Here is a 26,224-nt window from a genome sequence, read left to right on the forward strand (position 1 = left end):
CTCGTAAGTACAATATATAGACGAACTAAAGCGTTTCGATCTATATATTGCTGATTTGAAAACGCTCTTGGGATTTATGCAAAATGCTCACTTATACCACATCCTCAGGCAACGGAATCATGCGCTGATGACGCAGCAGGTCTGTGCGGTCACCGTGTTCACGAATGACATGCACCTCCCCACGAAAATCGAGCAGCTCCGTCGGGGTAGCATGTCCCAGAAATTGTAGTGGACTATAGCTTAATCCATAGGCTCCTGCATTCGGAAAAGCAATATAATCGCCTTCGTGAATCGGAGGAAGCTGCGCTTTTTTCACAATACAATCCTCGGGTGTACAAAGCGGACCGACAATGCTTACCGTCTCAAGCTCTATGGATGCTTCTTCCAAAGGCCCTCCTATTCGGTTTGCAATCTCTTCTAATGATTGTTCGACAGCAACAGCCGTTTGAGCAGAAGCGTCTCTCTGCCCCATCCGTAGGGTTGCTTCCAACTCTCGTTCTTTGGGTTCTTTCGATTCTCCCACTTGCCTGCGCATAATTCGTACAGGGTAGTTGTCCCTAATGCGGCGTCCTCGAAAAGTAGCTGCGGCATAGTGATTCATGCCACCATCAGCGACGACAAACTTCTCCCCCTTGGATTCCTTTGTATACAATGCCCGGCAGACATACATGCCCGATTGAGCAACCAGATACCTGCCGCTTTCGATGATTAGCTTCACCCCGGGCATGCGGGATCGCGTCTGCTCCGCGAGTGTGTTCAGTCCGTCAATGACTTGTTCTATATCGAGCGGCTGCTCATGAGCAAAATAAGGTACACCAAACCCGCCGCCCAAATTGACCGTATGCATTGCCACACCATACTGAGCCTGTACCCGTTCTGCCAACTGCAAAGTATTCGCAAATGAGGCTAAAATCTGATCTGCTTTCAGCATTTGCGTACCTGTATATACTTGAATACCTTGAAAATGGACATGTGGGCAATCTTCCAGCACCTTAAAAAAGTGATCCAGCTGCCCTTCATCCACTCCAAAAGGGCGCGGAACGCCGCCCATTTTAATCGTTGCTCCAGACAGATCGTTATCGGGATTGATGCGAACCGCTACCCTGACAAGCTGGCCCGCTTGGGCCGCAATGTCCTCCAGCAGACACAGCTCCCTCACCGATTCGACATGAATACAGCCGATTCCATAGGCTACCGCCTCGTTCAGCTCGGCTACTGTTTTTCCCGGTCCGGCGTAAAGTACGTCTTTCGCAGCATACCCGGCCTCCATAGCGACGAACATTTCTCCAGCCGAAGCAATCTCAACACCACAACCTAACGAGCGCAGCAACCCAGCCAAGGCTACGTTACCATTAGCCTTAAGCGCGTAATGTACACGCACGGCCGGGTGCAATCGGGATAGCAACGAGCTGACGTGGGCATGCAGGGCGTCCCCGTCATAATAGTAAAATGGCGTTGGATGCTCGCCGAATCGTTCCAGTAAGGCTTCGTCCTTTTTATCCATCTACTGAATTCCCCTCCTCTCTTTGCCTTGATACTCCATATTTTGCATCATTCGCTTCCCACCGCTGAAAACACAATCATACTCATACTGCATAGATCGTCTCGCCCGAGCGTGCTGCTTCATGAATGGCTGCCAGCAGTCTGACGCGTTCTGCAGCCTCGCGAAATGGAATGGGCTCCGCTTCTCCCCGGATGATACCGCAAAAGGTATTCAACTGATTGACATAATAGTTCATAGGCTCGAAAACCGTTTTGGTATGCGAGGGTGTCTGTGATAACACAGGTAGTGCGTCCGCATCCGTTACATTTGACGCGATATTCTTTTTGATCTCCGTCTTGAGTGTCATTTTATAAAAGCCTAAATTTGCCCTAAAGCAGTCCTTCAAAGTAACTACTGCCGTATCAAAGGTCAGTACATGAGCACAGCGATAAGGGCGCTCGAATGAAAAGAGGGCAGATGCCTCCAATCCACTCGGATAACGGGCTTGCGCACGAAATGTCCAGTCACAACCATGCGGACCATCGAAATCCGATTGACTGTGGAATTCCGCCTGCTCCAATCCAACGACGGCTTGAAGCAACTGGAGCCAGTACACGCCCAGATCCCAAAAGCATCCCCCACCCTGCTCCGGACGAGATCTGTAATTGTTCGCATGCCCTTCTTTTGCCGGAATACATAAACTCGTCTCTATGGAGCATAAGCGACCATAACGCCCCGATTCTACGATCCTCCGCAGCTCATGCTGCCACGGATGGTGCTGCACCATGACACCCTCCAGCAGGTGAACGTTACTCTGCTCGACTATAGCTGCCAAGGGTGCCAGATCAGCCGTATTCAGGCATAACGGCTTTTCCACCAGCACATGCTTATGCGCCCGTAGTGCTTTGCCAATCCACTCAGCATGCAAGTCGTTGCTGAGCGCAATATATACAGCGTCGATCTCCGGGTCCTTTAGCATATCCTCAGCATGCCGATAAACGACACTGACGCCAAAACGATCTGCCATTTCTCCTGCCTTGGCAACCGTGCGGTTCGCAAGCGCGATCACGCGTGCCCCTGCAACATGTCGGATCGGTTCCAGCAACGCACGGGGAGCAATGGCAGAACAGCCAATGATCCCAAAGCGAATATCTCGCATCGCAGGCTCTTGCGCAGCCGTCGCAGCGTTCATGATCCCTGCTCCATTCCCGGTGAGCCTGCTGGCATTTGGATGCTATTCACATAGGACTCTATATAACGCGGCGTTCGACTGCGCAGCTCTACGATCCTGCGATGCATATCCTCCAGTATCTGAGCACTGCCGTCATAGGTTTGTATCCACGTATCGTACCGCATACCAAGTCCCAGCCGTTCCCATAGATCTGCATTATGCTTTTCATGCACTCCAAATGGCTCCAGCATGATGAGTGGAGTGGCTGTAGCGAACGAATCGGTTAGGCTGCCACCTCCTGGCTTGCTGACAATGGCCTGGACACGACATGCTTGGTCCAGCATGTTATGGTAATCCGGTCCGACCTGATACACGGTCTTCTCGCCCTTTTTCACCTCTCCGAAAGGTGGAAATGTATGCTCCCCAGCTTCATTACGCTGCCATGTCCTCCACTGCGGGTCCATCCGAAAATATCGTATACTGTCCCGTTGTTCATCGGGTTGATCCTCATCATACAACAGCAGATCCAGCTCCCAGCCCGCTTCTTCCAACCGTCCAACCTTGTCACGGTAGGTGCCCATCCCCCAACCGCCGCCATGTATGAATAAGCGGGATTGCCGTGCTTCAAACGGTACATACTCCACGGCCGGTACATCAATATAGTGGCTGACTCTATTCTTATCATTTTCAAAAAAGGTTGTTTCTCCACAGCCATCCGCAAAACGCGGGTTATGCTTGGCTAGATTTTTCCATGAAGGAGAAGGGGTCGAATCCATATACACGATTTCCACATGCACCGACTCCGGTTCTCTGCGCTTGCGATACTCCTCCAGTACATACATCCAATGACCGGATAAGCATATAAAATACCGCCGATCCTCCTCCATCCATTGGTTCAGCAGCACTTCCATCGCAGCGAGATCCAGTGAATTACGCATATCCTGCGGAACCTTTTGTGACATTAAGGCCACCGCAAAATTGTCATGGTAAGCTTTGCGGCTTTTGTCGACCTTGAGACGGGCCGATTCTGGCAGCACATTTTCAAATACATGAATCGCCGTATCCACGCCCAGCCTGCGAAGACCCGCTTGCAACAACAAGCCAGGGGTATAAAAGCCCAATCCGAAACCGGAACATAAAATCGTTACCTTCATAAGCTTATCGGTACTCCTACGCATGCTCATACGCCTCCCGTTTAATTCAGCACTGTAAAATGATGCTCTGCCAAAAAACGCTCTAGCTTTGTAGTCAATCGCATTTTTTCCTCATCGCTCGCGGCAACCAGTTCCAAATAAAGACGCCCCTTGCCTCGTGCCCGTTCGCTTCCAGCGGTTTCTTTTTCACCATTCAAGTCCGGCTTAGCCATGCTATTCCCTTCTGATCCGCCATCGCTGGCTCCAATTCCGCTCACACGAACCTGCTTGGCAGATGATCTGCCTCCGCGTCCTATTGCATTTTTGCTTGACGTGCTTGTATGGCCTACAATCTTGTTCTCGCCATCTCGTCCGCCTGTGTTCACATATAACGTATTGGCACCCAGAGGCATGACACCCTCTTCACGTTCACCTGTGAACAGCAATCCTTCATCTTTCAGCCCCTCGAGCAGTTCTTCATAGGATAGACTGCCATCATGGGACAGTGAATAATTCGTCAGCGTGCCACGCATATTTTTCCCGGCCAGATAGGTATCAAGCTGATGCTTGATCAAACTCATCGACTTCCTGGCATTAATTTCGATAATAGGCTCCAGCTTCCCACCACGAAGTGTCATGGAATCAATGCAAACATCGCCGTAATAACCATCCTGATACAATTGCCGCCCCACGTCCTGCATTAAGCTAAAATAGCCCTCGCGCTCCAGTCGCTCCAAAAAAGCCCCGTCCGGCGACAAGGATTCCCGATAGGAGAATTGTGTGTTAGCCAGCCATTGTACAGATATGATATCGACACTTCCATCATCACCAATCGTAAATTGGCATGAAAAATCCTGCTCTTTCTCCAGAAAAGGCTCCAAAAGGAAAAGCACTTGTTTGCCTTTACGCTCCTGTCCACGCAAATACGATACGATCCGGTCCAGCATTTGTGTCGAGGTAATGTGCAGGTTTCCTTTGCCCGATACGCCAAAATCATCCTTGATTAAAAAGCTTCCATCCCGCAGCAGCTTACGCCCCGCCTCAGCGACATCTGCAAACGAGGTCACAATATAGCCCGGGTTGCGCAGACCAAGACTGCGTTTCAGATCAGAGGAATACGTTTTGGCATTTACCTTGCGAATCGTTTCCAGCGGCGGTTGATGCAGCGTTATACCCCAAGCACGTGCAGCCTCCTCCACATGCGGTAAACCCGCAAACGGGCTAAGCACACAGCCTTCCAGTTGAGGAAACCCCTCTCCCGCATCGGCCTTGCGACTGCCCAGCAGTTCAAATACGGATGCGGTCGATACGTTGCCTGCACGCTCCATGCCATCGGTCAAATCCCGTTCGTTGACAGCCGGATGAAAGCCCAACTGCGCGATATACTGACGATGTACGGGCGAAATGGCATAACGTGTCAATAACGCATCTCCCGGCTGGCAAAAGCTGAACAGCAGTTCATCCATGGCTGCTACAATCGCAGAAGAAGCCCGGTCAGGGAGGGCTGGCAGAGAAGCTAACTGGGCATCCCGCCAATAAGCCTCCGCTTCGAACGTTCCCATATACAAATGACGCTGATTCGGTATCGCATTCATATGATTCGCTTCCTTTCCTGCTTCATTATTGGCCTACTACACGGTAGCGCTACTGGCTCGCGCTCGTATAATCACGTAGAGCAAACTGCCATATCAGGCGGATGATCGCCAGCAGCCAGAGAGGTGCGAGAAATGCCCATACCACCAACCCGGTATCCATTTTGCCGAGAATGAACATGGGCGGAAAATTACAAATGACAAACACCGGAAGCACGAACAAACCGATACGCTGAATCAGATTACTGTACACGGCCATCGGCACATAGTTTGTCTCGAAAATGCTGTTGGACAGCTCCGTAACGCCGTTCGTGCGGATAATCCAGAAGGCCAGCAGTTGGGGGAGCAAAAATACGGAGTATGCCGTAAGCACTCCGCATCCGAGCAGCACAGAGAACCCTCCTGCGGTTTCAAAATTAAACGGCAATCCGAGTCGATACCAGCCGATCCCCGTCATAATTCCGCCGCCAATTACATTTGGCACGGTATAGCCCAGTTCAAATTGACGCAGTGTCACCATAAATTGCAGCGATACTGGTTTGGTCATGAGCACATCCAGTGAGCCGGTACGAATTTTGTCAGGCAGGCTTGTAAAATTACTGTAGAACAGTCCACTATAAAATCCGCTCATCATCGTAAACACGCCGATATATAACAATATGGCGTCAGGAGACCAGCCGTTAATGTCCGTCCCGGCGCGGTATGGTACCGATGCGTACAGCAGCTTAATGAGTAAATAAGCCGTTTCAACCAGAAATGCAGTTATAAAATTAATGCGGTATTCCATCTGCGACATGACGGAAAACTGGACAAACTTCCAGTACAGTCTGATGTAGCGCCTAACGTTTCGGAAAACATTTTTCATGTTACCCCCCCACCGAGACAAAGCGTTTGACCCCGGCTTGCCACACCCAGCGTGATAGGGCCGCCAGCGCTACAATCCAGAGCCATTGTACGCCAATGCCTTTAGCGGCTTCCAGCACAGTCAGCTTGCCCGTCAACGCATTCACCGGAAAAAATACGGTGTAGCTGAACGGTAGCAGACTGAACAGACGGGCCAAAACATCTCCAAAAATCGTCAGCGGAAACACGGTACCGCTAGCTACGTAAATGACAAGCGACAGCGTATAAAATAGTCCCGCTGATTCCGTCACCCAAAAGGCTATGCCGCTCAGCGCATAATAGACCACAAAATTAAGCACAAGCGCTCCCGGCAACGCCAATATGTAAAGCAAGATGTACGATAGCCCGAAGCTGATTTGTCCTTCCAGGCTAAGACATAACAGCAAAATAGCAGCCGCCAGCAGCACGACCGCGGACTGTATGACTTTGCCTCCGATAAACCGGCAAAAACGGTAAGCAAAATAATGCACAGGCTGTACCATGAATTTTGCCAGTCCACCTTCCTTGATATCTGTAGCAATTTCGTATTCAAAGCCCGTAGCAATCAGCTTTCCAGTGACTCCCGCCATAACCACATACACCAGCATTTCTGGCAGAGAGTAGCCCAGCACTCTTGCTTGTCCCGAAGAACCAAATACAGCTAGCCAGAGAAAAATTTGCGTCATGATCGGCAGCATAAATCCCGCCATTTGGAGCCAATAATTAGCCCGATACTCCATTTCGTTTTGCATGCCGAGCTGGAGTACCTTCACATATTTGTTATTTCGCATCGGCCAGCCTGCCCCCATCGTACAAATTGGCTATCCCCTCTTCCAGCGGGACGTCCTCAATCGTAAAATCAACGACAGGCAGTGCGTCCAAAATCTTTTTGGACCAAGCCAAGGTATCTTCTGCATCCAGCTCAAATACCGCCTCCAGCTCCGAGTTGGAGCGAAGTTTGCCGAGGCTCGCCAACGTTAGGTTGGATACAGGGGTTTCCAGTCGAACCTTGAGCAATTTACGGGCACCGATGACCTCATTCACCTTGTGTAAGTCTCCGTCATAGACCAATCTGCCCCCACTGATAATGATGGACCTACTGCACAAATCCTCAATATCCTTCATATAGTGGCTTGTCAGCAGGATGGTCGTCCGGTGCGTGCGGTTATAGGCTTTGAAAAACTCTCGAATCCGCCGCTGAGAAACAAGGTCCAGTCCGATGGTCGGTTCATCTAGCAAAATGACCCGTGGACGATGCAGCAGCGCAGCGATCAGTTCCATTTTCATACGCTCACCGAGAGACAGCCGCCGAACCTGCACATGAAGCTGCTCCTCCACCCCAAGCAGAGTGACCAGTTCATCCAGTGCCTCTTTATAACGGTTTTCATCAATTTCATAGATAAGCTTGTTCAGCTCAAATGACTCACTTGCAGGCAAATCCCACCAGAGCTGGTTTTTCTGTCCCATTACAATGGAAAACTGACGTTTAAACTCTTTTTGTCGTTTCCACGGGGTAAAGCCGAGTACCGATGCCTCCCCATCCGTGGGATGGAGAATGCCAGACAGCATTTTGAGCGTCGTTGTTTTGCCTGCCCCGTTTGGACCGAGAAATCCGACAATTTCGCCTTCCTCAATGCTAAAGCTGACATTTTGCACAGCCTCTTTGGTCAACTGCTCACGCCTGAACAAGTTTTGCAACGATTTGCGCACGCCCGGCTCCTTTTTGTAGTACGTAAATGTTTTCGACAATTGGTTTAATGTAATGGACGGCAATTAATTCCCCTCCTCTTTCCTCTGTGCAGGACATCTGGATGAACGGTCTGATACGACCGAATGCTTGGACTACTCGGCTGCTTGCTCTGCTAAAATCATCAGTTCCTCCAGCATATGCCGCTGTCTTTCAATTAAATGCAAAGCTCGTTCCGTAATCTCAGGCATCCGATGCTTGCGCAGTTGAAGCCCTGTTTTGTAAATATGCAGATTAAGCTTGTGCCAATCCGCGTACAGCCCCTGTGCCAATTCAATTACATGCTGTGCTTGCGGCCCCAGCGTAGCTTGGTGCAGCAGGCAATAATCAGCTGTATAATCCGTCAAATGAAGGGCACTGCCCAATCGCAGATTGTAATAGATTTCATGACAGTACGTCCGAAAATCCTGATCCTCCATGTCTGCCAACAGACGGAAGTCACCGACAAATGCCCGGTACCCCTCATCTCCCCGCTTGACCTGCTTGCCTGTAACAGCTTTCCCCGTTTGACTGACCGACTCATTAGACGTAGGTACGCCTCTCCAGATGGCTTCGTGTCCAGTCACATACTGTCGAATATGGTGAGCACACGCAGCATGCATCTCACTTGGCGAAAGCGGAGCAGGCTGCTCTACCAGCCATGCATACTCAATAATGCCCTGCATCAGATCGTCAAGCCGGGCTGAGCCCACATAAGTCATGGCATGTCCCGAGGAATCGAGCAGGAAGCTATCATTCACCTGTGCTGTCCGTTCTTGCAAGTCCAACCCGCACAACTCAATCACGTGGCCCCTTGGGTAATTTTTCACATATACATCGTGATAGGTTAAAGCCGTGCTTGATGTATGCAGCATGGTACCGTAGCCCGATGTAAGTACCCGCAACAGGTCGGTTTCATCACTAACACCAGCGACCCACGGTTCCACCCGAATAACAGGTCCACCACTGGCTGCCATTTCTTGAAGCTGCTCTGGATATTTCTCAGGTCCGAAGCGTTTCAGATCTCCACCATACTCTGCGCACATACTCCCACACAGCATGAATAGCTCGGATTCGGCCATGTTCACCCCGTACCTCCGCAATGAGGTACGCAGGGAAGAATATACACAATGCTTCCCTGGAAGAGCGTTTGCCACTTCTTCTGCACCATAGTCCACAACGGAATCATGACGAGTCTCCATATCGGACTCCTGCATCAACCTTGTCTTTTCAGCGCCCTTATGCATATTTGCCCAGCAGACGCTCAATGCCTTGCAGTGTAGATAGATGCTCCAGCACTAGATCGTCGTCCTCCATCGTAATATCAAGCTCATTTTCCAACTCTACAATTAATTCCACAGCGGATAAGGAATTCAGCCCCAAGGTTCGCAAATCCTGATCCGGAGTCAACTGTTCCAGCTCGCCCGGAGCCAGCTTCAAAATCTTTTCCAGCAAGGGTACTACATGGTATACATCTGTTTTCATTCTTGATTCCCTCCCATTTATGAGCATCCTAATCCAGCAATGATACCTTCCAATTTGTGCGCATAAGCATCAGCTTCCTGCCAGCTGTCTGCCAAAATAAGTGTGAAAATTCGGTTTACATAGCCCCGCTTCACAGGAATACCAGACAATGTACCCGCCGTATACACAAACACCCCTTCTGGACGTTCGGGCGTATAGAGCAAGCCTTCCTCCGCGAGCAGCCCGCACAAGCGGCTGTAGGTGAGAGGTGTAGCGGTAACGTTGCGATAATAACGGGATAATGTTTTATGCTGTTCTCCCAGGACGGATGACAGAAACGAAATATAGGTAGACAACGTAAACCTGCCGTTAATCTCAATGACTGGAACCAGCAAACCTTCTTCGTCAACAAAACCGTCAATAGAGGCCATTCCCGTATACCCAATGGAATAGAGATACGTACCCAGCTGATAGGCGCAGCGTCTCACTTCTTCCTCCAGCGCATCACCAATCTCAGCCGGCACTTGAGATCCGATATATACGGTGCCGTCCACGTTTTGCCTTTTTAGCGAAAACATCGTCACACCACCGCCCTCGTCAATGCAGAGCTGGTAGTTCAGATCCATCTGCTTATTGTGCCAGCGCTCCACCAGCCAGCCGCCGGATGATGGCGACGAGCCGCCAAAGCGCCTCATCACACTCAGCAGCGTGTCCAGCTTGGACAGCTCGTCCAGCATATACATGCCTTGTCCCGAGGCACCGTGCGGCTGCTTGATAATCAGCTTCACAGGCCCATCCGATAAGTCAGCCAGTCTGGCACACTCCCTGCGGATCGCCGATTCGTCTGCACATACAGCGCCTTCGCTGACAGCAAAACCAAGCTTTTGCGCGGTCAGGCGGCTGAATATTTTATCATTCACCTGAGCACTGACTGCGGATGGAGCGCCGATCAGCTCCAGCCCGCAAAGCTCCGCAATCGCTTCCTCCTGCGGTGTGACCGCATAGGGGACGAGCCACGCTTTGGCTCCGCTGCTGCTGTGGCCTGCATCTGCAACCGTGCGCAGTCGTGCCAAAAGCGCCTCATCCGCCAGCACCAGCTCTGAAATCGGCGTTAGCGGATCAGAAGGCTCTGGCACCTCAATACGCGGCAGGCTAAAGCCCAACCGTTGAAGCATGTCCAGAAACGCCTCATCTGGATATTCCCGAAGTACAATGACATCCTGACTTCGACATAGCAGAAGATTCATTTCCTCCATCCGGTTTACGACCTGCTGTTCATCCCGATCTACCATGCCCCCCTTGCGGGGGGATGGATGCCACACTTGCTCTGCACCGATATTAAACAGCCAAATCAGGACTCCATGGTCCCGTTCATGCGCAAGCGCTTCCACAAGGTTAATCGTTTTAGTCGTCACGTCTTGTCATCATCCCTCTCTCTTCCATCCAGTAACAAACAACATCCATAGAAAACTAAATGTATTTCAGAGAGCCTGCCCCGTGCAGATACAATACACTGCATTTGGAGCACACCGGAGTCAATCCTTCATGATTAATCTTTTGACGGGTTTTCTCATACGCATCCGAGTTCCATATCTCCTTCAGACTGTGCTCACGCATGCTTCCAATCGTGAACTCACTGAAAAATTTGCAAGGCATGACCTTCCCGTCTGGTAAAATATCTGTTCTGGAGGTGAGCGCCAAACAATGGTTGGAACAACGGCTGACCATTTCCTCGCCATGTATAAATTTATCAATTTCCTCATAGTCCAGACCGGGCTGATAGCGAACGCGAATGTTCCATACTCGCTCATTGATCCGCTGTAGTTCCTGCATCAGAGGGTCGATGTTAGCCGGGTTGATTTTATATTTGAAAGCATGCCAGCTACTAATATTTTTTTCTTCAAGTTGTCGGAGCCAGGAGAAATTATGTGTAAAATATTCATCCATTTTGAGGGAAGTCTCTTTGGAAATGTACCAGGGGAACGTCAGCAGCACCAGATCCAGCCTTTTGTCCTCCAGCATTTGCAGAAATTCGTACATCTGTCCGATCATGTTATCGTTAATGACCGCATGGACAGTTACCCGTCCCTTGTACAATCCCTGGTCGCGCAGTTCAATCAGCTTATCCATCTGCCGCATTGTTTTTTGAAAGGTGCCTTTACCGCGAATTAGATCGTGTTCTCTTTCAAAACCTTCAATCGCTATTAATAACTCCAGATTTTCGGACAAATCCAAAATCCGGTCCAAATATTTATCAATAAGTAATCCATTGGTACAAAAGGTCATTTCGCGCCGATCTTCCGCCAGCACGTCCAAAATTTCATCAAAACGCCGGTGAAACATCGGTTCGCCGCCCCACATGTACAGTCTGGACTTGGCTTCGTTGGTTTCGCTCAAAATCTGCCGGAGCATGTCCGGAGCAAGATCCATGTTTTGTTCTTCTTTATCCATTTGGTGATGGTAGCCTTCCTCGTTCCATTCAAAGCAGTGTGTACATCTCAGGTTGCAGCGGTTGGTCAGCTTAATGCCGATCGTCTGGGGCATGTCCGTTTTGAAAGTAGGGTCCTGTGTTGCGTTACGGTAAGATACAGAAGCGTTTTTCAGGTTACGCTTGATGAGCTTGAACGCTTTCTCATCAATCAGCACATTGCTTTTGGGCTGCATGCTAACACCTCGTTTAATGGATTTTCAGGCACATGTACCTAGCTGTACGTCAGACCGTCTCCATTCCCTCCAGGTGCGGCGCTTGTTCCGCATCGCTGATCCCCTGAATGTAGCTGCAAAACGCATCTACCGAGCTTAAATGCTCTAGCTCAAAGGAATCAAAATCAATCTCCACATCAAACGCATCCTCCACTTGCAGCATGAAATGAACCAACTGCAACGAATCCAGTCCCGCATCATGAATAATGTCCGAATGTCCATCCAGCTTAGCGACCAGTTCAGGATCTTCCTTGACCGCGCTGATCATTTCAATCACTTGGCTTTGCATAGCAAACTCCTCCTTGTGAATGAGATTCTATTCGTTCCGCCCAACGATGTCCTCTGCAAAGCTCCTAGAAAAATTCCTTCACTGGAACTTTATTCAATTATACTCCTCCAATGAAGAGACAAGTCAATAGGTTGTTTTGTAAGTAAAACTCGCAATATGTAAATTAATGTATGATAATTTCTACAATTTTCGCTGGCTGTTTTTTCGCAAAATCTAATAGAAATTCTCCTCACATCTCTTGCATGAGCGACAGAATTATTTTACAATACACGTGAAAATATTTTTCCTTATTACCCTCTTATATACGATACTTTTTTTCACACAAACACTCTACAGCCAAAGGAGCACAGCTCATGTCCCCCATTCTTCATACATTAGCCCATAGACTGGAGCAGCTTCCAGTACAGGAGCGCAAGCTGGCGGAATCCATCCTGCAATCCCCGGAAGATGTGCTGCATCTGGGTATTCGGGAGCTGTCAGAGCGTGGTGGTGTGAGTGCGGCGACCGTTACGCGGTTTTGCAAATCACTACATTTTAAAGGCTATCCCGATTTCAAAATGAAGCTGGCCGCCGAGCTGTCCCATTCCAGCCGTAATGGTGAAGAATCCTATCAGGATATTGTCGCCGGAAATTCACTTTCCCGAATCGTGCAGGCTATTCAGGCGAACCATACCGCCTCCATTGCGGACACGACCCGACTGCTGGATTACGACAAGCTGGAGCAGGCCATTGCATGGCTGTCAGCCACGAGCCGCATTGATCTCTATGGGATGGCGACATCGTCGATTGTGGCGCAGGATTTTTACCAGAAGCTCATCCGTATTGGCAAGAACAGCACTGCCTTTGCAGATTCCCATATGCAGATTACCTCTGCCTCCTCGCTCGGAGCGGGAGATGTCGCCTTTGCCGTCTCTTATTCAGGGGAAACCCAAGAGACCATTGCCGCTCTACGCTGCGCAAAGGAACAGGGGGCCAAGACACTATCCCTAACCTCCTTCGGAAACAACACGCTGGCAGGCCTTGCGGATATTGCTTTATTTTCTTCCTCATTGGAGGAGGGAATGCGGCGTGGGGATATGGCCTCCCGCATCGCCCAGCTTCATGTCATAGATATTCTGTTTACAGGTATGGTGAGCGCGGATTTTGACAAATATATTCCGAGATTGGAAGGTTCATATCAACAAGTGAGCAAGCTCAAAAAACAACCAGGGGGTCACTAAGATGAACATACGCATTTTGAACAGTCGTGAAGACCTGAACGCTACTGCCGCCGCTGTGATCGCCAGCTTGCTGCTATCCAAACCACAGGCCATGCTTGGCCTGGCCACCGGTAGTACGCCGATTGGTATTTACCAGCATCTTGCAGATATGTACCGCAAGGGACAGGTCAGCTTTGCACGCGCCTATTCCGTGAATCTTGATGAGTATGTTGGTCTTCCCCCAGAACATCCGCAGAGCTATCGAAGCTTTATGAATGAGCACTTGTTCCAGCATATCGATATTCCCATATCCCACACACGTGTTCCTGACGGGAATGCACTGGATCTGGCAGCAGAATGTGTAGCGCACGAGCAGGCCATTCTGGACCATGGCCCCGTGGATCTGCAATTGCTTGGCATTGGCCACAATGGTCATATTGGCTTTAACGAACCCGGTCACAACTTAGCTGGAGCTACACATGTTGTAGATTTGAAAGAAAGTACACGCTCGGCGAATGCTCGATTTTTTGGCGATATAAATGCTGTACCCAGGCAAGCAGTTACGATGGGAGTAGGCACGATTCTTAAGGCGAAGCAAATTATACTGGTGGCTTTTGGTGCGGATAAGGCTGATATTATAAAGCAGGCTTTAACTGGACCCGTCACGACAGCGTGTCCGGCTTCCCTGCTGCAATGCCACCCCAACGTACTTATTTTACTAGATCAGAAAGCAGGAGGATGGTTCAATTGAAGTCAGATGAAATGAGTGATAACGTACCCCAGCTACTATATGGACAAGTCGTCGTTGGGAATGACATCATTGAAAAAGGGGTTGTCGTCATTGAGGGGCAATCCATTGTATACGCTGGTTCAGAAGCAAATTTGCCCGCCGATTGGACAGCGGTAGTCTTGGCAAATCAGGAAGAAAGCGTAGCGAAAACCGTAAAAATTGTGCGTTTGGAAGGAGGCTATTTGCTGCCAGGCTTTATTGATATTCATGTTCACGGCGGGAACGGTGAGGACTTTATGGATTCCGATCCGAGGGTGCTGGATACGATCACCTCCTTTCACGGTTCACAAGGTACGACAGCTATGCTGGCTACCACGATGACCGCGCCCAAGGAGCAGATTGACCGGGTATTGAGTGAAGTTCACGCATACATGGCACTACCTATGCCCTATGCTCAGTTGGAAGGCGTACATTTGGAAGGACCGTTCATCAGTCCGAAGTGGCCGGGAGCGCAAAACCCGGAACATATCGTGCCACCGAATCTCTCATGGGTAGCAGAATGGGAGCAGCGCTACCCGGGCCTTGTTCGCCAACTCACGCTTGCGCCTGAACGGGAAGGAGCGCTGGAACTGATTGCATGGCTGCGCAGCCATGGCATTACCGCAGCTCTCGGTCATACGGATGCTACGTATGAAGAGGTTGAACAGGCAGCTACGGCGGGGCTGAACCATGCGGTGCATGCGTTTAATGCTATGACCCCGTTGCATCATCGCAAGCCGGGAGCCGCCGGAGCCGTACTCGCTGATCCGCGCATTGAAGCAGAAATCATCGCGGACGGCATTCATGTGCATCCCGCCGCCATTTCCCTGCTCGCTAAGTTAAAGCAGGATCATAATCTCATTCTCATCACCGATGCCATGTCTGCTACTGGTCTCGATGACGGGAAATATACACTCGGCGATTTGCCAGTGATTGTGCAGGGCGGTGTAGCACGACTGGAGGATAGCGTCACATTGGCCGGAAGCACACTAACGATGATTGAAGGCTTCCGCTACTTGGTTCAACATGTGGGTGTGAGTATTCCCGCAGCATCACAAATAGCCAGCCTGAATCCGGCTCGATCCTTGCACATTGCTGATCGGACTGGTTCGCTTGAAGCAGGTAAACAAGCAGACATCCTGTTACTGGATAGAGACTTAAAGTTGCAAGGCGTATGGATTAAAGGATTGCGCAAATAATTCAGTTATAGTTATATCATTTCCCAAAACTAAAGAGCTATCCACCAGCGATTCGCTGAGATGGATAGCTCTTTTTTTGGCATTGCATACTTATAGGGTTTGAATTAGCGATGATTCATCGGGGCAGGGGTATGATTTTGTGGACGTGTCGGTGTTGTATTATCCATTGGACGGTTTGTATCAGCCGCCGAAGTCGGGAATACACGTTCAATTACATCCACCATTTCATTGCTCAAGCCTCTAATCGGATGACCATTTTGTACACTGCGTGTAAAGTCAGAGGTTTGTCTAACAAAGTCCGGGTTAGCCGATACATGCACCTGTTCAATGGAAGGTGCAAATTGCTTCACTTTGTTAGCGATACGGCTCTTGACTGCATCACTTGGTTCATATGCAGTTCTTGCTCCCTCAATGGTGGTGTTTCCGTTATCTGTGCGATTGTTGTTGTCCGTCAAGCCACGCAACATACCGTACGATCCTGTACCCATCGTACCAAATAAACCGTCATCACGACGCGCAGGTGTTCCATTCCCGGTAACTCCATTCCCGGTAACCCCATTGTCTGTCATTCCGGGCGTTGTAGTATCCGTAGTACGGTTTCCTCTAGTGCCATTAACGCCATTCACACTCGGTACATTCCCGTTACGTCCAGTATTGTTAGCACTTGGAGTACCGTCAATACTTGGAGCACCGACACCTGTTCCGTTGGCTTGGTCTTTCAAGGAAACGGCTACATAGGCATGTCGTTCACCGACCAGCACTGTCGCAGACTTTACATCCGGCATCTCGGATATACGTTTGGACAAATTGCGGTCGACTTGCAGATTACGGACTGGATGTCCGGTTCGGTTGCCATTTTCATTCAATGACATCCCGTCCATACCATTGGACTTAACCCCATAACGATTCACACCATCCATACCATAACGGTTCACATCATCCATACGATGTGTGCTTTGCGCGTTATAGCGTGTACTGTTCGTACGAACGTTATGATCGGCATTTCCGCACCCGGTCAAAGCAGCCATACTGGCGAGTAAAGCAGCAGAAATCGTAAAACTGATGACCTTCTTAGTTCCTGGCATGAACTCATCCTCCATACATTATAAAATGTGTGACGAGATTATCATGCGCTATGAATCATAGGGATATCCTGACTAAAAAATGACTTAAAAAATAAAATTTTAATGTAAATATGAAATACAATTGATGATTTACCACAAGATGGCATGTATAATAAGCTTGAAAAATACTTTTTTTTACAAAGGAGGATTTTCAGTTTGAAAAAGATCACTGTTTTGATGCTCATTTTTTTGTTATCCATTACTCTTGTCCCCGTCGGCGCTTTTGCAGGTTCCACTACCCCCCAACCCCCGAAAGACCCCGCTGGAAGCTGGATAGAAGGCCCACCACCTAATCGCGTTGATCCAACCAAGCCAGCACTTTTGTTCGTACATGGTTTGAACAGTAGTGCTGAAGTCTGGACCAAGGATAATAACGATATGCTTCAGCGTGCACGTGACGCCGGATACCAGACAGCCACCATTAATCTTTACGATACAAATGGCACCTCCCAAGATATGTGGGACAATGGTAAACTTCTGGCCGACAAAATTAAGGTCATCAGTAATCACTTTGGAAAAAAGCTTATCGTCATCGCCCACAGCAAAGGTGGAGTGGATACTCAAACCGCTCTCGTATATAACGGAGCCGCTCCCTATGTACAACGTGTCATCACCCTCAGTAGTCCTCATCATGGCTCACAACTTGCAGATCTCGCCTACAGTAGCTGGGCCGGATGGCTGGCAGATATCGTCGGCTCACAAAATCCTGGTACCTCCACTTTACAAACATCTTATATGAAGTATTTCCGCTCCAAGACCGATGCACTCAGTAATGCGACTACAATTCCATTCTTCACGTTTGCTGGTGATAACTGGTCTGGCGGCACTGCTTCCTACATACTGGGCGGACTTTACCTCTCATCCTTTGGTAAGAATGATGGAGTGGTCACAGTCGACAATGCTAAGCTTCCCGGCGGTCGTGTAGTTAAAGTCGGATCTTGGGATCATGCCAAGGTTCGTACTGGCTCCTACGTTTTCTCCCTGATCCAACCCTACCTCCAAGCGAACACTCCAGCATTGAATCAGGAAACTGAAGCACTTTCAGCATCTTCCCTGACTGCTTCTGCTGCACAATCCACCTATAGCGAGATCGACAATTCATACTTTATCCGAGGCGGCAATTATAATGGACAAGCATCAGAAACCCTCACTGTTGAAAATGGTGTCAAATCCATTGATCTGGACTGGATCAGTGATAAACGTGTGAGTAAGCTGGAATTAACCAAGCCTGACGGTACTAGTGAAATTATTAATCTGAAAGCAGGCTATGATGACGATATTTTTGCTGGTGCTTGGCACCATAACGCCGTCATTCAAAATCCAAAACCGGGCACCTATAAACTAAACGTCACAGTTCCTGATAATGGAGCGTATCTCCTGATTGCACGTTACCAGGCTGTTCAAGTTCCTGAGCTGAAATACAATCTGAATGCAGTGGGTCCGAAGTTAAACCTGAAAACACAGGATTCTCCGGACAGCGTTACACAAGTTACGTACCAAGTTCAATATTATGGTGATCCGCAGCAAGGAGTCACTTCTGCACCTAAAGGTTTGACGGCACAGCAAAAAACGGTTAAACCTAACGGGCAAATTGAGCTATCCAAAGCGGATAAGCCCGGCATCTATTCTGTAACCTATGAAATTAGCGGCACCACAGAGGCAGGTTATCCATACCGCCGCACAGCTGTTCAATCCATTTATATTGATGCAGACGGCAACAAGTATGTCGACTAAATAAATCTACAACCTAAAAAGCCTGCGAATCCCTATTATAGTTGGGGCATTTGCAGGCTTTTTTCCATTGTATTCAATCCGTTGTCTGATTCCTCAGCTTATGAAGCCAATAGTAGCGGTGTAAATCTATAATAAAATGAAAAAGAATAAATGCCAGCATCGAGTATACACATATCAATACTGAGGCAACTAATTGTTGTGTCGCGAATCCGAGGGAAAGATTAGCTATCAGATAACCAGCCCCAGTAAATGTGGTGATAGTTACTACAGGTGTTCTCTTGTTTTTTTCCTTAAACTTTGGTTTCTTCTTATAATTTGAAGGATCTTTAAATTTTGCCAAATTATATTTTATAAAGTAATACAAGGCGAATCCATAAAGGGCAAAAGAGCCTATAAAATACCATGAGTTATCCAGACCCAACATGCTATAAGCAAACTTTTGTGTCATGATCATGAAGCCAATAGAACAAACCACACCAAATACACCACGGAATAAAATGTAATTTAACTGCAATTTGCGTGGCATGATGACCAGTACAAGGGCCCAAATGTTTATCATAACAATCGGTGGCAACAGTACATAAACGTAAACTGCAATGTATGGATTCCCCATTAAGGGGATAACTAGAAACAGATCTAACAGTAATAAAACAAGAATGATGACGTTGGAACGAATACTGTTGACTGGGTACATCTTCATACTTTTTTCAAAAGAAGCCCTGTTATCACTCATAAACTTATAAGCCCTCCGTTAAATAAGTAAACCTACGGATAAGGATAGCCAAGGCTATATCCATTGTCCACTTTTCTATTGAACTGTCTTTAACTCTTGTCGCAGTTCTTCTATAAAATCAGTCACAATGCTTTGGACAGCATCTTCACGGGACATGCGAATATACCGACTAGTCTTTTGAATGTCTTCCTCGAACAAATGAAGGATCCTACACATGGCCTCCTGATCTCCACTTCGTACTAATTTTAGCAATTGGACGAACTCAGCATCCGAAATAACTCTTTCAGCATTTTCTTTTTCCATTTATTCACCGCCTGTTGGGATAGCTTTAACTCTTTTGCAATCTGTGCTTCGGTTTTGTCTAGTATGTAAAGGTCAAAGATGATCATTTTTCCGATCTCAGAAGATAGAGAGTTGATAAGCTGTAGTGTGTACATATTAGAGTTTGAAGATTCTGTAAAAGATGGGGCGCTGACGGATTCGTTCTTTTCCATTACAAATTCATGATTGGTTTGTACACGAGCACGATACTGGATTCTCCAGGCAATGCGGTACAGCTTCTTTCGATATTGTTCTACCAATGTTAGCTGAGACTGATCCATTGTAAATCACCCTTTCTCTTTGGATTTGACTTTTTCTAATCCTCATACTATAGGGTAATTTCCAAAACTATTTTACAACCAAAAACAGAACACTTGTTCTTATTGATTATACTATTTTTACATGCAGTTGTATATGGTTCTTTTAATTTACCTTCCTTTATATATGGCCAAAAAGGAGGGAATACATTGCAAATGGATGATGCTCTTTCTCTGGTTACCAACGTAGGCTTTCCGGCTGGACTTTGTTTTATTTTGTTGCGGCACATCCTGCACACGATGGAAGAAAAGCTGGATAAGCTGGATGTCTCACTTCATGAGCTGATTCAGGTTATCCAAGATTTAAACGACACTAACAGCTCTTCTTCTAAAAGCAGCAAACCTGACGAATAACAAACACAAAGAAGCTCCAGACGACGATCATCCGCCGTTGGAGCCTCTTTGTGCAGCTAATTTAATTACTAATGGTTATTTTCCAGCCTGAGCTTGGTCGTGGCCATTCTGTTCAGTACGGTTCACGTCAGATACTGACAGACCATAAGCCCAGTTACTTTGTGGCGGTACAACCCATACGGTATCTGGATCATCTTTAAGCGTCCAGCCCTGATAGACCAGCTGGGAATCATCCTTACCCAGCGATACACTTAGCGTAAAGCGGTGAACAGGCTTGCTCAGCTCAGAGGCTTTGCGCAAAGCTTGACTGCTGGCCAGGTTTTTGATTTGCTGCGAGAGGGAAGTCGCCGTGTCACTGGCTACTGACTTTCCGTTCAGCGTCCAAGATGTGGAGGCACTGTCTCCGGTTCCGCTGTTACCGGAGGATTTGAGCATCCATGAAGCATTTTGGCCTTCCCACTCTATTCCGCTCAGCTTGGTATCGTCCCAATCGAACGGCGTTGTATCTATAAAATCTTCAGCACTCAGCAATAACCCTGAAAGTGTATCTATAGGTACAGAAGCTATCTCTTTTTTGTCTGATAATACATAAACAGCATCTCCGGAAGGCAACGTTTCACCGAAAGCAAAGGTACGAACGTCACCCTGCTTGGTCTTTATCTCAATCTGATCATGGGTAGCGGAGATCCCATATTTGGCTACGTCTGTAGGGGAAGATTCCACCACTTCACCCAACTTTACATTTTGAATCGCCGTTAGCCAATTGTCTATTGTATATTGGTTTAGCGGGTAAGTCCGTGGCTTGCTCATACTCCATTGGCCATCATGTTGTTCAAGTTCCACCGACTTGCCGTCCTTTCCAGTGATTGCGAAAGACGTAATATTCTCTTGCGTAAGCTGAATCAGCTGACGAGCAGCCGGCGCTTGTTCATGAAAAAAGTTTTGGCTCTTTGCATAGATTATACCCGCTCCCAATACAACTAACAGCAGCACTGTGGGTATCCATTTTCTCATGCTCTTCTTCGCCTCCACCATAATAAGATTCCGATGACCGCGAACAGCAACGGCAATCCGATGACAGATATGGTCAATATCGTTTTCGCTTGTGCAGGAGTCAAATAAGCTACCTTATAATCCTGCTCCTGACGAGGACGAATGGTGAGCCCATCAGAATGTTCCTGCACATAATTCAGACTGTTCAGCACAAAATCTCGATTGCCTCCTGTGCTGATCTCGGTGTCGGTTAAGAGGGCAGACGTTCCAAGAATAACGGCTTTGGGCTTGCCGTCTTTCCCTTCTACCGCATAACCGAGATCCAGCGGCCCCTGCGGGTCCTTGCTATCCTTCTGTGTTTCGTTGTTCAGCAGACCTTGGATATTTGTTTCACCATAGCTGGCTGCAGAAGATTTCATCAAAAGCGTCGTCTTCCAATCCTTCTGCTCTCCTGCCTGCAAAGCAATAGACAATGAAAGAACCGGGTACAGATTGGAAGCCGCCAACTTATCGGTGATCGCATGACTCCCGAAGGTAGGAACCGTCCATAGAGGTCCAAGTGTATTCGTCTGTTCCTGATCCACCACGATGGCATGAGTGTCCTTCACTCCATAATCAGCTGCTAATGCATCAAGGTTTTTCCAATCGGACCCCATGTTCGGGTGAAAGCCTAGTGCCATAAAAAGCTTTCCGCCATCATTCAGATACGTACGAATACTCTTCAGTTCCGTTGCACTAATATCACGTTCTGGTCCGACAATAGCCAATACAGATGCATCTTTGGGTACACTACCCACCTGATTAAGCTGAACTTCCTCTGTTTTCACATTATCTTGTGACAGTGAGCTGCTTAATTCAGTCATTTGGGACAATGGGATTTCCTCATGTCCAGTCAGAAAGAGCACTTTTCCTTGACGGGTAGATGATAATCCCAGCAGTCCACTAGTCAGCTTTTCTTCCCCGGTAAATTGGTATGCTCCTTCGCCACTCCCCTGAGCTTGCGTAAATAGACTCCCAATATCTATAACCCGCTTCTTCTCCCCCTGCACCAACACAATAGATGCTGAAGTAACACCATATTGCTTGGCCAGTATCGGTTCCTGATTTAGATCGTATTGCTCGACCTTGAGCTTGCTGTTACGCTTGGCATATTCATTCAGCATATCCGTAACATCGCGGTTCAGCTTCTGATTTTGTGAGGTGGATACGGTAAAGGCAATCAATCGTACGTCTTCCTTTACATCCTGGATGGTCGTCAACGTTTGATCAGACAGCGTATACTGCTTGCCTGCCGTCAGATCCAGTTGAAAGCCACCCAGAGAACGCAGAAATAACGTCAATAAAATAAAAATCCCTACAGCAGCAATCGATAGTACCACACTATTGGTATGACCCAGCCATTTTTTCATATTCATTACCTCCACCGTTTCCGTTCAACCACTTGGATGCTGAATAGCAAAAAGAGTACCGCCACCGTCACGTAGTACATCACATCGGCTCCATTCAGCAATCCTTTGGTGAAACTGTCAAACCGTGCGGTTAGTGAAAAAGGTTCCAGCCATTGCTGTACCGCCGCAGATGCACCCGTCTGTCCACCAAACGAATCCAGCATCCAGAACACAAGTAAAATAATAAAACTGACGACCGCTGACATCATCTGATGCTGTGAAAGCGTCGAAGCGAATAAGCCGATCGCCATCATGGCTGCGCCAAGCATAAACAGACCGATCACAGATGTTAATACCAGCGTCCAATCCAGCGACCCATAAAAGGACATCACGACCGGATACGCTAGACTGCACAGCACTAATATGAGCAACATGCCCAACGACGCCAAAAATTTACCCACGATCATTTCCGTCACACTCACAGGTGAGGTAAGCAGCAGTTCATCCGTACCTTGCCTGAATTCCTCCGCAACCAGCCTCATCGTGAGTAATGGGACGACGAACACCAGCATGGACAAGGTGTCACCGAGTACCAGCCGATAGTCCAGAATGCTAGGCTGATACATAACAAAATTGGTATAAAAAAGTAACCCTGTCAGGAGCATGTACACTGCAAGCGCAAAATACGTCGTTGGTGTCCACAGATAGGCTTGCAGCTCTTTTTGACAGACCGCGAACAAACGCCTCATGACCGATTACCTCCTGTATGCTTATCTTCTTCAGTTTTATCATCGCTGGACGCAGCTTCTCCATGCTCCACCGTGATAACCGTAGGTGCTGCAGTCTCCGAGGAATGTAGGTCTTGTACTGCTGGATCGCTGACCTGACCTTCTTGCGTCTCGCGGGTCGTTAACTGCTGGAAGATGCTTTCCAAGCTAAGGCTTTCTTTTTTCATCTCTAAAATCGGAAGCTTCGCATCAGACAGTACATAAAATAGTTCTTCGCGAAAATCCTCACCGGAGGCTCCTGTGAGTAGCAATCCGGTCATATCTGGCTCTGCGGCAGTCAGCTCCGTGTTCGCTGTAGGCAGCGTGGCCGACATAGATTCAACCTCTACTTTTCCCCAAGAACGCAGGACATCCAGCACCTGCTCACGCTTGCCTTTAACCTCCACCTTCACCTTGAACCCATCTTCCATCGAACCGCCGAGCGCGTCAGGGCGCCCATCCATGACCAGTTTGCCTTCATGGATGATGAGAACACGATTACACAAAGCATCCACCTCAGGCAATATATGCGTGCTTAGCAATACCGTATGATTTTCGCCAATCTCCTGAATGAGCTGACGAATCTCCAAAATTTGATTGGGGTCCAAACCCGAGGTCGGTTCATCCAGCACCAATAAATCCGGGTTATGAATAATTGCACCTGCCAGTCCCAAGCGCTGTTTATACCCTTTGGACAAACTGCGGACTAATTGTTTTTCCCGCCCATTCAATCCCAGTCTGGACATCATCTCTGAAATACGCAACTTCTGCTCTCTCGCAGGCACGTCCCGAATACTAGCTACAAACTTTAAATAGGATCTTACGGACATATCCTCATATAAAGGGGGCGTCTCCGGCAAATAACCGATTTTGGAACGAGCTTGTCTGCCCTTATCCTGAATCGGGATACCATCAATCGTAATCACTCCCTCGTTGGGTTGAAGATACCCTGTAATCATGCGCATCGTTGTCGTTTTACCCGCACCATTCGGCCCCAGGAAACCAACTATTTCACCGCGCTGCATTTCAAAATCCAGCTTATGTACACCCCGGTTGCCCTCATACCACTTGCTCACCTGCTGTACTTTGAGCACATATTCCACCCTTTCTTTTATCGTATTGACAAATCATATCGAACTACACACACATATTAAAAAAACTCCATAGCGATAGATTTGGAAAACCAAATCAATCTTTGGGCGAGCGCTCTCATCCTGCTACTCTCCCTCCCAAAATGTTGCATGAGTAGCGGAGCGGTCTCACTCTACTTCCTCCCACCTAAAATGTTGCAGAAGTAGCAGGTAGCAGCGAAGCGGAGGATTTGGAGCTGGAGAAGCGCCAGCGATCGGAAGCCCAAAGCCTTCGCGAAGCGGTCTCCCCTCGCCTCATGTTACACTTTTAAACTCTAATAATAACCCCCTACATATAGCTTCAGCTTAACATCACTTAAATAGAAGCTTAAAATAATGTGTCTAAAATGTGAACATGAAAATGTGCATCTGCCCTCATAAACTTGTACGGTTCGCCACGGCGTAGATTCGCATCTACTATCATTACAACGTGTGAAGGGAGTGTATAAAAAACGATGACCGTATTATTTACCAACCTAGTTAATAACGGCGACTTCGAGACTGGATCTACCCTTTTTTGGAACGCTGCAAATGTGACCGTCACTAACTTATCCGTAAAAAAGACAAACTTTTATAGTGCGATCCTGGCAGGAGGCGCAGTAGATGCATCTCTTTCCCAGGTCGTTTTTGCTTCACCAGGCGAAAGCTATACGTTAAGTCTTTCAGCTGCAAAAATAGGAAACTTGTTGATCAATCCTCAAATCAACATTTTTCTGTACTACTATGACGCAACCTTTAGCTTCCTCGGCACGGGGCTAACTACCTATTTGAGCGCAGGCACATTACCAGACGCTGTGAATGGGACATGGCAAAGCCTATACGAAGTAACAGCTCCTGTACCAGCTAACGCAGCCTATGCCTTTTTGATTATTAGTAAAAATTCCTTGGCTAACACCGCTGATGTAGCTATTGATGCCGTTGCCCTTGTTAAGGCAAGTGCAACTGGAGCTGTGGGTCCAGCCGGACCTGCCGGGCCTACTGGTGCTACAGGCGCTAGTGGCGCTACAGGTGCTACAGGGCCTGCGGGTGCCACAGGCGCCACGGGCATTAGCGGACCTGTCGGACCTACGGGTGCTACGGGCGACACTGGCGTTACCGGACCTGTCGGACCTACGGGTGCCACGGGTGACACTGGCGTTACCGGACCTGTCGGGCCTACCGGCGATACCGGGCCTACGGGGCCGACTGGACCTACTGGACCATTCGGCCTTGGATTTACCGGACCTGTCGGACCTACGGGTGCCACGGGTGACACTGGCGTTACCGGACCTGTCGGGCCTACTGGCGATACCGGGCCTACGGGTCCGACTGGACCTACTGGGCCATTCGGCCTTGGATTTACCGGACCTGTCGGGCCTACGGGTGCCACGGGTGACACAGGTGCTACCGGACCTGCTGGACCTATCGGACCTATCGGGCCTATCGGACCTATCGGACCTATCGGGCCTATCGGCGACACAGGCGCTACGGGACCCGCCGGACCTACGGGCGACACAGGACCTACAGGGCCGACTGGACCTACCGGACCGTTTGGCCTTGGATTTACTGGCCCGATTGGACCAACAGGAGACACTGGTCCACAAGGACCGATTGGACCTACCGGACCTACGGGACCGACTGGACCTACAGGGCCAACCGGACTCTAACGTTCTTTTTTCTATCACATCATGTTCAAACGATGTACCATACCTTATCGACAAAGCCGCACAGCACGTTAAGGCTTTGTCATCCTTGCCCTGCCGCAATTGCGGCA

Annotated in this window: 26 protein-coding genes; 6 read left to right on the top strand and 20 right to left on the bottom strand. The window is 48.5% G+C overall.

The window, feature by feature from the left end:
* Positions 1 to 91: 91 nt before the first annotated feature.
* The 12 genes from NSQ68_RS20140 to NSQ68_RS20195 all read right to left on the bottom strand — a co-directional run bounded on the left by NSQ68_RS20140 (position 92) and on the right by NSQ68_RS20195 (position 12,443).
* Positions 92 to 1,504 carry a type III PLP-dependent enzyme gene (locus tag NSQ68_RS20140; RefSeq protein ID WP_342426991.1) on the bottom strand — a complete coding sequence of 471 codons (1,413 nt, stop codon included), beginning with the start codon at positions 1,502 to 1,504 and terminating at the stop codon, positions 92 to 94.
* A gap of 82 nt (positions 1,505 to 1,586) precedes the next feature.
* Positions 1,587 to 2,675 (bottom strand): Gfo/Idh/MocA family oxidoreductase, encoded by a 1,089-nt coding sequence (locus NSQ68_RS20145; RefSeq protein ID WP_342426992.1) that lies wholly within the window; start codon positions 2,673 to 2,675, stop codon positions 1,587 to 1,589.
* Positions 2,672 to 3,832, bottom strand: a complete 1,161-nt coding sequence (locus NSQ68_RS20150; RefSeq protein ID WP_342426993.1) for a UDP-glucuronosyltransferase — start codon at positions 3,830 to 3,832, stop codon at positions 2,672 to 2,674. Before NSQ68_RS20150 ends, NSQ68_RS20145 begins: the two co-directional genes overlap by 4 nt.
* Before the next feature lie 17 nt (positions 3,833 to 3,849).
* On the bottom strand, positions 3,850 to 5,382 hold the full coding sequence (locus NSQ68_RS20155; protein WP_342426994.1) for a hypothetical protein: 1,533 nt from the start codon (positions 5,380 to 5,382) through the stop codon (positions 3,850 to 3,852).
* A 49-nt stretch (positions 5,383 to 5,431) separates the two neighbouring features.
* Positions 5,432 to 6,244 carry an ABC-2 family transporter protein gene (locus NSQ68_RS20160; RefSeq protein WP_061828870.1) on the bottom strand — a complete coding sequence of 271 codons (813 nt, stop codon included), beginning with the start codon at positions 6,242 to 6,244 and terminating at the stop codon, positions 5,432 to 5,434.
* Between the two features lies 1 nt (position 6,245).
* Positions 6,246 to 7,052, bottom strand: coding sequence for an ABC-2 family transporter protein (locus tag NSQ68_RS20165; RefSeq protein WP_029518331.1), 807 nt, complete (start codon positions 7,050 to 7,052; stop codon positions 6,246 to 6,248).
* Positions 7,042 to 8,034, bottom strand: a complete 993-nt coding sequence (locus NSQ68_RS20170; RefSeq protein ID WP_029518330.1) for an ATP-binding cassette domain-containing protein — start codon at positions 8,032 to 8,034, stop codon at positions 7,042 to 7,044. The genes NSQ68_RS20165 and NSQ68_RS20170 overlap by 11 nt, the downstream gene beginning before the upstream one ends.
* Positions 8,035 to 8,103: 69 nt before the next feature.
* A complete protein-coding gene (locus NSQ68_RS20175) occupies positions 8,104 to 9,189 on the bottom strand; it encodes a hypothetical protein (RefSeq protein ID WP_307353373.1) in 1,086 nt (361 codons plus the stop codon).
* A 37-nt stretch (positions 9,190 to 9,226) separates the two neighbouring features.
* Positions 9,227 to 9,472, bottom strand: coding sequence for an acyl carrier protein (locus NSQ68_RS20180; RefSeq protein WP_023990061.1), 246 nt, complete (start codon positions 9,470 to 9,472; stop codon positions 9,227 to 9,229).
* A 17-nt stretch (positions 9,473 to 9,489) separates the two neighbouring features.
* Positions 9,490 to 10,866, bottom strand: a complete 1,377-nt coding sequence (locus NSQ68_RS20185) for a peptide ligase PGM1-related protein (RefSeq protein ID WP_342426995.1) — start codon at positions 10,864 to 10,866, stop codon at positions 9,490 to 9,492.
* Positions 10,867 to 10,921: 55 nt separating this feature from the next.
* Positions 10,922 to 12,115, bottom strand: coding sequence for a radical SAM protein (locus tag NSQ68_RS20190; protein WP_307353371.1), 1,194 nt, complete (start codon positions 12,113 to 12,115; stop codon positions 10,922 to 10,924).
* A 49-nt stretch (positions 12,116 to 12,164) separates the two neighbouring features.
* Positions 12,165 to 12,443, bottom strand: a complete 279-nt coding sequence (locus NSQ68_RS20195; protein ID WP_013311713.1) for a phosphopantetheine-binding protein — start codon at positions 12,441 to 12,443, stop codon at positions 12,165 to 12,167.
* Positions 12,444 to 12,796: 353 nt separating this feature from the next.
* Here NSQ68_RS20195 and NSQ68_RS20200 point away from each other — a divergent pair, with 353 nt between their 5' ends.
* From NSQ68_RS20200 to nagA, 3 genes are read left to right on the top strand one after another with little or no spacing between them, the layout of a single operon-like run.
* The gene (locus tag NSQ68_RS20200; protein WP_342426996.1) at positions 12,797 to 13,663 is read left to right on the top strand and encodes a MurR/RpiR family transcriptional regulator; all 867 of its coding nucleotides are present in this window, start codon (positions 12,797 to 12,799) and stop codon (positions 13,661 to 13,663) included.
* Position 13,664: 1 nt separating this feature from the next.
* A complete protein-coding gene (gene nagB, locus NSQ68_RS20205) occupies positions 13,665 to 14,393 on the top strand; it encodes a glucosamine-6-phosphate deaminase (RefSeq protein ID WP_342426997.1) in 729 nt (242 codons plus the stop codon).
* Positions 14,390 to 15,610, top strand: a complete 1,221-nt coding sequence (gene nagA, locus NSQ68_RS20210; RefSeq protein WP_342426998.1) for an N-acetylglucosamine-6-phosphate deacetylase — start codon at positions 14,390 to 14,392, stop codon at positions 15,608 to 15,610. Before nagB ends, nagA begins: the two co-directional genes overlap by 4 nt.
* Before the next feature lie 104 nt (positions 15,611 to 15,714).
* Here the strand turns inward: nagA and NSQ68_RS20215 are convergent, their stop codons facing one another.
* Positions 15,715 to 16,695: a YhcN/YlaJ family sporulation lipoprotein gene (locus NSQ68_RS20215; protein WP_307353367.1), complete on the bottom strand. Its 981-nt coding sequence runs from the start codon at positions 16,693 to 16,695 to the stop codon at positions 15,715 to 15,717.
* A 195-nt stretch (positions 16,696 to 16,890) separates the two neighbouring features.
* Here NSQ68_RS20215 and NSQ68_RS20220 point away from each other — a divergent pair, with 195 nt between their 5' ends.
* On the top strand, positions 16,891 to 18,468 hold the full coding sequence (locus tag NSQ68_RS20220) for an alpha/beta hydrolase (RefSeq protein WP_342426999.1): 1,578 nt from the start codon (positions 16,891 to 16,893) through the stop codon (positions 18,466 to 18,468).
* Positions 18,469 to 18,541: 73 nt separating this feature from the next.
* On the opposite strand, the gene NSQ68_RS20225 is transcribed toward NSQ68_RS20220, so the two are convergent.
* From NSQ68_RS20225 to NSQ68_RS20235, 3 genes are all read right to left on the bottom strand, one after another.
* Positions 18,542 to 19,201, bottom strand: a complete 660-nt coding sequence (locus tag NSQ68_RS20225) for a hypothetical protein (RefSeq protein WP_342427000.1) — start codon at positions 19,199 to 19,201, stop codon at positions 18,542 to 18,544.
* 75 nt (positions 19,202 to 19,276) lie between these two features.
* Positions 19,277 to 19,504, bottom strand: a complete 228-nt coding sequence (locus NSQ68_RS20230) for a helix-turn-helix domain-containing protein (protein ID WP_342427001.1) — start codon at positions 19,502 to 19,504, stop codon at positions 19,277 to 19,279.
* Positions 19,447 to 19,803, bottom strand: a complete 357-nt coding sequence (locus NSQ68_RS20235; RefSeq protein ID WP_322173059.1) for a sigma-70 family RNA polymerase sigma factor — start codon at positions 19,801 to 19,803, stop codon at positions 19,447 to 19,449. Before NSQ68_RS20235 ends, NSQ68_RS20230 begins: the two co-directional genes overlap by 58 nt.
* 186 nt (positions 19,804 to 19,989) lie before the next feature.
* Between NSQ68_RS20235 and NSQ68_RS20240 the strand changes: the two genes are divergently transcribed.
* Positions 19,990 to 20,193 carry a hypothetical protein gene (locus tag NSQ68_RS20240; RefSeq protein WP_307353362.1) on the top strand — a complete coding sequence of 68 codons (204 nt, stop codon included), beginning with the start codon at positions 19,990 to 19,992 and terminating at the stop codon, positions 20,191 to 20,193.
* A 75-nt stretch (positions 20,194 to 20,268) separates the two neighbouring features.
* Here NSQ68_RS20240 and NSQ68_RS20245 read toward each other — a convergent pair whose 3' ends face one another.
* From NSQ68_RS20245 to NSQ68_RS20260, 4 genes are read right to left on the bottom strand one after another with little or no spacing between them, the layout of a single operon-like run.
* Positions 20,269 to 21,207, bottom strand: a complete 939-nt coding sequence (locus tag NSQ68_RS20245; protein WP_342427002.1) for a DUF4340 domain-containing protein — start codon at positions 21,205 to 21,207, stop codon at positions 20,269 to 20,271.
* The gene (locus NSQ68_RS20250) at positions 21,204 to 22,595 is read right to left on the bottom strand and encodes a GldG family protein (RefSeq protein WP_342427003.1); all 1,392 of its coding nucleotides are present in this window, start codon (positions 22,593 to 22,595) and stop codon (positions 21,204 to 21,206) included. The genes NSQ68_RS20245 and NSQ68_RS20250 overlap by 4 nt, the downstream gene beginning before the upstream one ends.
* A gap of 5 nt (positions 22,596 to 22,600) precedes the next feature.
* Complete coding sequence (locus NSQ68_RS20255) at positions 22,601 to 23,323, bottom strand: ABC transporter permease (RefSeq protein ID WP_029518315.1); 723 nt, start codon at positions 23,321 to 23,323, stop codon at positions 22,601 to 22,603.
* Positions 23,320 to 24,435 carry an ATP-binding cassette domain-containing protein gene (locus tag NSQ68_RS20260; protein WP_342427004.1) on the bottom strand — a complete coding sequence of 372 codons (1,116 nt, stop codon included), beginning with the start codon at positions 24,433 to 24,435 and terminating at the stop codon, positions 23,320 to 23,322. Before NSQ68_RS20260 ends, NSQ68_RS20255 begins: the two co-directional genes overlap by 4 nt.
* A gap of 491 nt (positions 24,436 to 24,926) precedes the next feature.
* Here NSQ68_RS20260 and NSQ68_RS20265 point away from each other — a divergent pair, with 491 nt between their 5' ends.
* A complete protein-coding gene (locus NSQ68_RS20265) occupies positions 24,927 to 26,117 on the top strand; it encodes an NTTRR-F1 domain (RefSeq protein WP_342427005.1) in 1,191 nt (396 codons plus the stop codon).
* Positions 26,118 to 26,224 lie beyond the last annotated feature (107 nt).

It is taken from the genome of Paenibacillus sp. FSL L8-0158 (assembly GCF_038592965.1).
In the GTDB taxonomy this organism is placed as follows: Bacteria; Bacillota; Bacilli; order Paenibacillales; family Paenibacillaceae; genus Paenibacillus; species Paenibacillus polymyxa_D.